This is a genomic window from Actinomadura sp. K4S16 (assembly GCF_008327685.1).
Taxonomy (GTDB): domain Bacteria; phylum Actinomycetota; class Actinomycetes; order Streptosporangiales; family Streptosporangiaceae; genus Spirillospora.
Map to the genome: position 1 here is coordinate 596,744 of NZ_BDDE01000015.1, position 6,642 is coordinate 603,385.

At 73.5% G+C, this 6,642-nt stretch carries 5 protein-coding genes; 4 read left to right on the forward strand and 1 reads right to left on the reverse strand.

Going from position 1 to position 6,642, the window contains the following annotated elements; genetic code table 11:
• The first annotated feature begins 30 nt into the window (after positions 1–30).
• The 4 genes from K4S16_RS23940 to K4S16_RS23955 all read left to right on the forward strand — a co-directional run bounded on the left by K4S16_RS23940 (position 31) and on the right by K4S16_RS23955 (position 5,532).
• Positions 31–648 carry a TetR/AcrR family transcriptional regulator gene (locus tag K4S16_RS23940; RefSeq protein ID WP_200842051.1) on the forward strand — a complete coding sequence of 206 codons (618 nt, stop codon included), beginning with the start codon at positions 31–33 and terminating at the stop codon, positions 646–648.
• A 93-nt stretch (positions 649–741) separates the two neighbouring features.
• Positions 742–3,102: a helicase-associated domain-containing protein gene (locus K4S16_RS23945; protein WP_149261207.1), complete on the forward strand. Its 2,361-nt coding sequence runs from the start codon at positions 742–744 to the stop codon at positions 3,100–3,102.
• Positions 3,103–3,251: 149 nt separating this feature from the next.
• Positions 3,252–3,686, forward strand: coding sequence for a hypothetical protein (locus K4S16_RS23950; RefSeq protein ID WP_149261208.1), 435 nt, complete (start codon positions 3,252–3,254; stop codon positions 3,684–3,686).
• Between the two features lie 193 nt (positions 3,687–3,879).
• The gene (locus K4S16_RS23955) at positions 3,880–5,532 is read left to right on the forward strand and encodes a DNA repair helicase XPB (protein ID WP_149261209.1); all 1,653 of its coding nucleotides are present in this window, start codon (positions 3,880–3,882) and stop codon (positions 5,530–5,532) included.
• Positions 5,533–5,628: 96 nt separating this feature from the next.
• On the opposite strand, the gene K4S16_RS23960 is transcribed toward K4S16_RS23955, so the two are convergent.
• Positions 5,629–6,585, reverse strand: coding sequence for a hypothetical protein (locus K4S16_RS23960; protein WP_149261210.1), 957 nt, complete (start codon positions 6,583–6,585; stop codon positions 5,629–5,631).
• Between the last annotated feature and the right edge of the window lie 57 nt (positions 6,586–6,642).

Genomic DNA, 6,642 nt, shown 5'->3' on the forward strand with positions numbered 1-6,642 from the left:
CTTACTGTTCTTGCGGAGGAATTCATCACCATGACGACATCCACGCGCGAGCGCATCGTGTCCGAGTCGCTCCGGCTGTTCGCCGACCGGGGCTACGCGGCCACGTCGGTCGCGGAGATCGAGGCGGCGGCCGGCCTGTCCCCGGGCGCGGGCGGCCTCTACCGGCACTTCCGGTCCAAGGAGGAGGTGCTCGCCTCCGCCATCCGCGAGCACATCGAGCGGACCCGCCGGCAGATCAGCGACGTCCTCACGCAGGCCACCGCCTACGAGGAGCGCCCGCTCGATGTCCGGCTGCGCATGACGTGCCACGCCGGCCTGGCCAAGATGCGCGAGGAGCAGGACCTCATCCGGGTGCTGTTCCGCGACCTCGACCAGTTCCCGAACCTGGTCGCCGAGATGCGCGAGGGCATCGTCAACCCGCTCTACGACGGCATCGCCACCTGGCTGTCGGCCCAGCCCGAGTTCGCGGGCTCCGACGAGGACTGGCCGGCGGTCGCCGCGATCCTCGGCGGCGCCGTGGTGAACTACTGGCTGGCGAACGAGGCGATGTACGAGCCGCCCACCCGCATAGACGAGAAGCGGTTCGTGGAGAGCTGGGCCCGTCTCGGCCTCGGGCTGGTGCACCTGGAGCGCACGCCCGCCACCTGACACGGCACACCCGGGTTCCCCACCGTGCGCGGGCCTCTAACCTGGAGGCCCGCGTGCCTGCGGCATGCACGCGACTTAAAGTTGGGGAACGGCATGGAAACGTATGCGGACTGGTTGCGCGCGCGAGGCGATGACGAACTCCGCGCGCTGCTGTCCGCGCGTCCCGAACTGCTCGCCCCCGTCCCCGCCGACCTGACCGCGCTCGCCGCCCGCGCCGCCACGCCCGCCGCGGTGTCCCGCGCGCTCGACCGGCTGGACCGCTTCACCCTCGCCGTCCTGGAGGCCCTGCTCGTCCTGCCCTCGCCGACCGGGCCGGACGCGCTCGCCACCGCCCTCGGCGCCACCGCCGAGCAGGCCGCGAACGCGCTCGGCACGCTCCGCCGGTTCGGCCTCGCCTGGGGGGACGGCGCCCCGGCCGCGGCGCCCGGCGTCCGGCAGAGCCTGCCGCACCCCGCCGGGCTCGGCCCGCCCGTCCGGGAGGTCTTCGCGGGCTACCCCGCCGAACGCCTCACCGACCTGGTCGCCGACCTGGACGGCGAGGCCCCGCGCGGCTTCGCCGACTCCGGCCGGCTCCTCGCCCGGCTCTCCGAGCTGCTGACCGACCCGGCCTCTCTCATCGACGACGCCGGGCCCGAGGCGCGGGCCGCCCTCGACCAGCTCGCCTGGGGCCCGCCGGTCGGGCGGGTCGCCGACGCGCGCCGCCCCGTCCGGCTCGACACCGCCACCACCCCCATCGAGCGGCTCCTGGCGCGCGGGCTCCTCGCCGCCGAGGACGACCGCACGGTCACGCTGCCCCGCGAGGTCGCCCTGCACCTGCGCGGCGGGCGGCTGTTCCGGGACGTCCCGGCCGAGCCGCCCCCGCTCACCCCGGCGGCGGAACCGCGCCCCGAGGACGTGGTCGTGCGCGCCGCGGCGGGCGAGGCCGCGGGCGCCGTCCGGCTCATCGAGGAGCTGCTGGAGCGCTGGGGCCTCGAACCGCCGCCGGTGCTGCGCAGCGGCGGCCTCGCCGTCCGCGACCTGCGCGCCGCCGCGACGCTCCTGGACGTCCCGGAGTGGAAGGCCGCCCTGCTCGTCGAGGTCGCGTACGCGGCCGGCCTGCTGACCCGCAGCGGCGACCTCGACGGCGAGTGGCTGCCCACCCCCGCCTACGACCTGTGGCTCATGCGCGACACCGCCGGGCGCTGGACGGAGCTGGCCCGCGGCTGGCTGAAGTCCGACCGCGCCGCCGGGCTCGCCGGGGACCGCGACGACCGCGACCGGCTGATCAACGCGCTCAGCGAGGCGATGGTGCGCAGCAGCGCGCCGACCACCCGGCGCGCCGTGCTGGAGGTCCTCGCCAGTGCCGACCGCGGCGTCGTCGTCGGCGAGGACGCGCTCCGCGCCCGCCTGGCGTGGCTGCGCCCCCGCCACGGCGGGCCCGTCCGCGACCGCCTCGTCGGCTGGACGCTCCGCGAGGCCGCCGCCCTCGGCCTGACCGGCTTCGGCGAGCTGGTCCCGTTCGGCCGCGACCTGCTCGCCGGGGACGACCCCGAGCCCGCGCTGGAGAAGTACCTTCCGGAGCCCGTCGACGAGATCCTCGTCCAGGCCGACCTGACCGCCGTCGCGCCCGGCCCGCTGGTCACCGACCTCGCCCGGGAGCTGGCGCTCGCCGCCGACGTCGAGTCCACCGGCGGCGCCACCGTGTACCGCTTCACCCCCGAGTCGATCCGCCGGGCCCTGGACGCGGGGCGGACCGCCGCCGACGTCACCGACCTGCTCACCCGGCACTCGGCGACCCCGCTCCCGCAGCCGCTCGTCTACCTGATCGACGACGTCGCCCGCCGGCACGGGCACCTGCGCGTCGGGGCCCTGTCGTCCTACGTCCGCACCGACTCGCCCGCCACCCTCGACGAGATCCTCGCCGACCGGCGCGCCGCCCCGCTGCGCCTGCACCGCCTGGCCCCGACCGTCCTGGCGTCCGGGCTCCAGCGCGCCGACCTGCTCGACGGCCTGCGCGCCATGGGCCTGGCCCCGGTCGCCGAGGCGCCCGGCGGCGGCGTGATCGTGACCCGGCCGGACGCGCAGCGCGCCGACCCGCCGCCCACCGCCGAGATCGTCCGGCTCCGCCCCGACGACCGCACCGACGCCTCGATGATCTCCGCGGCGGTGCGGGCGCTGCGCGCCGGCGACGAGGCGTCCCTGCACGGCGCCGAGCACGCCCGGCAGGCACCGGCCGGCGAGCCGCCCCGCTCGCCCGCGATGGCCACCGTCGAGCGGCTCCGCGGCGCCGTCGAGCGCGGCGGCCGCGTCTGGATCGGCTACCTCGACCAGCAGGGCCAGGCGTCCAGCCGCATCGTCGAGCCCGTCCGGGTCGAGGGCGGCTTCCTCACCGGCTACGACGCGACCCGCGCCGCCGTGCACCGCTTCGCCCTGCACCGCATCACCGGCGTCTCCGAGCTCGACGACGCCTCCTGAGGCCGCTCCGCCTTCGCCGCTCCCGGGCCGGCCGCTGTCCGGAACCGGACGCTCCGCGCCGCGGGAACCGGCGAACGTCGCATACGGTCCAATCAATGATCCATCGGACCGGTAGCGTGTCCGGACGAGTGGTGTGAGGAGGCTCCCCGATGAGCGGCTACGGAGGGCGTCCGCCGTCGGGCTGGGAAGACCCTTACGGCGGATCCCAGAACTGGGACGCGGGCGGCGCGTACGGGCAGCAGTACGGGTACACCCAGCCCGGCTACGGCCAGCCCGGCTACGGCTACGGGCCGCCGGGCGTCTCCCCCCACCAGTCCACGGGCAACGGGTCCACCATCGCCGCGCTCGTCTGCAACGCCGTCCTGGTCGTGATGTGCTGCAACGTAATCGCGCTCGCCGGCTTGATCACCGCGGCGGTCGCCCTCGGCCGGGTCCACACCGACCCGCAGTCCACCCGGAAACTGACGATCTGGAGCTGGTCGCTCTTCGCCGCGTCCGTCCTCCTCGGCATCGTCCTCGCGGTCGTCTGGATCGCGTTCGGCGTCATGTCCGACCCGGAGTACGGCTCCAGCGAGGGGATCTGACCGGCGTCCCCGCGGTTCGCGGCGGCCGGCGTCCGCGGCGCGGGCGCGGCAATAAAGGCGGCGGCCGGGGCGTTGAATCCTCCGGTCCTCGCCGAACGCGCGAAGCGCCGCCGCCGCTCGGGTAGCGTGCGGCAGCGGTGCCCCGATCCGGGTGAGGGCATCGATCTTCCGAAACCCGACGGGGGCTTCTGCTTTGACCGACGGTCCGCTCATCGTCCAGTCCGACAAGACGCTGCTGCTCGAGGTCGACCACGAGCTGGCCGACGCCTGCCGCAAGGAGATCGCCCCGTTCGCCGAGCTCGAACGGGCGCCCGAGCACGTCCACACCTACCGGGTGACGCCGCTGGCGCTGTGGAACGCGCGCGCCGCCGGCCACGACGCCGAGCAGGTCGTCGACACCCTGATCCGGTTCTCCCGGTACCCCGTCCCGCACGCCCTGCTCGTGGACGTCGCCGACACGATGGCCCGCTACGGGCGGCTGCGGCTGGAGAAGGACCCCGTCCACGGGCTCATCCTCTCGTCCTCCGACCGGGCGGTGCTGGAGGAGGTGATGCGCGCCAAGAAGATCAAGGGCATGATCGGGGACCGGGTCGGCGACGACGCCGTCGCCGTCCACCCGAGCGAGCGCGGCGCCCTCAAGCAGGCCCTGCTCAAGATCGGCTGGCCCGCCGAGGACCTCGCCGGATACGTCGACGGCGAGGCCCACGCCATCTCCCTGGTCGAGGACGGCTGGGGCCTGCGCTCCTACCAGAGCGAGGCCGCGTCGGCGTTCTGGCACGGCGGGTCCGGCGTCGTCGTCCTGCCCTGCGGCGCCGGCAAGACCATCGTCGGCGCCGCCGCCATGGCCCGCGCCCAGGCGACCACGCTGATCCTCGTCACCAACACCGTCTCCGCGCACCAGTGGAAGCAGGAGCTGCTGCGCCGCACGTCCCTCACCGAGGACGAGATCGGCGAGTACACCGGCACCAAGAAGGAGATCCGGCCGGTCACCATCGCGACCTACCAGATCATGACGACCCGCCGGAAGGGCGCCTACGCGCACCTGGAGCTCTTCGACGCCCGCGACTGGGGCCTGGTCGTCTACGACGAGGTCCACCTGCTGCCCGCGCCCATCTTCCGCATGACCGCCGACCTCCAGGCCCGCCGCCGCCTCGGCCTCACCGCCACCCTCGTCCGGGAGGACGGCCGCGAAGGGGACGTGTTCTCCCTCATCGGCCCCAAGCGGTACGACGCGCCGTGGAAGGACATGGAGGCGCAGGGCTGGATCGCGCCCGCCGACTGCGTCGAGGTGCGCGTCACCCTCACCGACTCCGAACGCCTCGCCTACGCGACCGCCGAACCCGAGGAGCGGTACCGCTTCTGCGCCACGACGGACACCAAGACCAAGCTCATCCAGGCGCTCGTCGACCGGCACCGCGGCGAGCAGACGCTCGTCATCGGCCAGTACATCGACCAACTGGACGAGCTGGGCACGCTCCTGGACGCGCCGGTCATCAAGGGGGAGACGCGGGTCCGCGAGCGGGAGCGGCTGTTCGACGCGTTCCGCAGCGGGGAGATCGACGTGCTGGTCGTGTCCAAGGTGGCGAACTTCTCCATCGACCTGCCGGAGGCGTCCGTCGCCGTCCAGGTCTCGGGCGCCTTCGGGTCCCGGCAGGAGGAGGCCCAGCGCTTGGGGCGCCTCCTGCGTCCCAAGGCGTCCGGTGCTGGAGCGCGCTTCTATGCCGTCGTGGCCCGCGACACCCTGGACCAGGACTACGCCGCCCACCGGCAGCGCTTCCTGGCCGAGCAGGGCTACGCGTACCGGATCGTCGACGCCGACACCGTCCTCGCCGGCGACGACTTCTGACCCCTCACCGAAGGTCGTGCTCCCGGCCCTGACAGCCTCGCCGACTACCGCTCACCCGCCGGGGGAGCCGACCCCTACGAGCGCGGTAGACCGACCTCAGCTGCTCTCCCCTCGGTCGATCCAGCGGACGGGCCTGCCGTCCGGGTCCGTCGTCAGCCAGGAACCGTCCCCCAGCGGCTCCAGATCGTATGAATGGCGGGAGTGCGCGTCGAACCGGCCGACCACTCCACCGGTGCGCAGATCGACCCGATAGTGGACGTGCCATTCCCGTTCGTCGTCCGGTACGTCGTCTTCTTCGAGCTCACCGCAGATCGTGACGATGGCGGTGCCGGCGTCCAGATACCCGCCGCTCCACTCGAACGCCGCGTCCTCGGGGTCGTGCCCGAACGCGGCCACCGGCAGCCTCAGCACCACCTTGCCGCTCGGAGACTCGTGGAAGGCCACGTCCTGCTGCCCGTGGTCGATGCTCATGAACTGCCTGCCGCCCGGCGCCAGGGCCATGACGCATCGGTCGTCCCACGGGTACTGCTCCAGTTCGAGCGTCGTCCCCGTGAGGAAGCCGGCGAAGACGAGAGAACCGTCCTGGCCTTCGCCCACGTCGAGCAGCATCCGTGACCCGTCCGGCAGTGGCAGGTGCTCCCCGCCGTGCCCGCAGGACTTCAGATCGGCCTGTGCCCGGACCTCGCCGGACCGGGCGTCGAGAACCACCCATGTGTCGGTGGTCCCGCGACCCGCCATCGCATCCGGCCGGTAGACCCAGACGAGCGTTCCGTCCGGGGAGAACGCGGCACTCGGCATGTGCCCGTACTTCTCCGTCGATCTGGGGAGGAGCGTGTATCGCCAGAGCTCGACACCGTCGCGGTCCAGGCAGACGACCTCGTGCTTCGTCGTACAGACGAGCCGGTCCCCCAGAGGGGCGACGGCGAGACCGCATATCTCCAGATCGGTACCGACCTGGACGGAACTCACCGGTTGGAGGAGCCCCTCCGCGGCGGCGTCGATCTCGTAGACACGGATACGCCCGTCCAGGAACCGGGCGAACAGGTGATTCATGGCGCGCAGACTAACAGCGAGCAGAGCCAGGAAACAGGAAAAGGGCCCCGCCGTGAT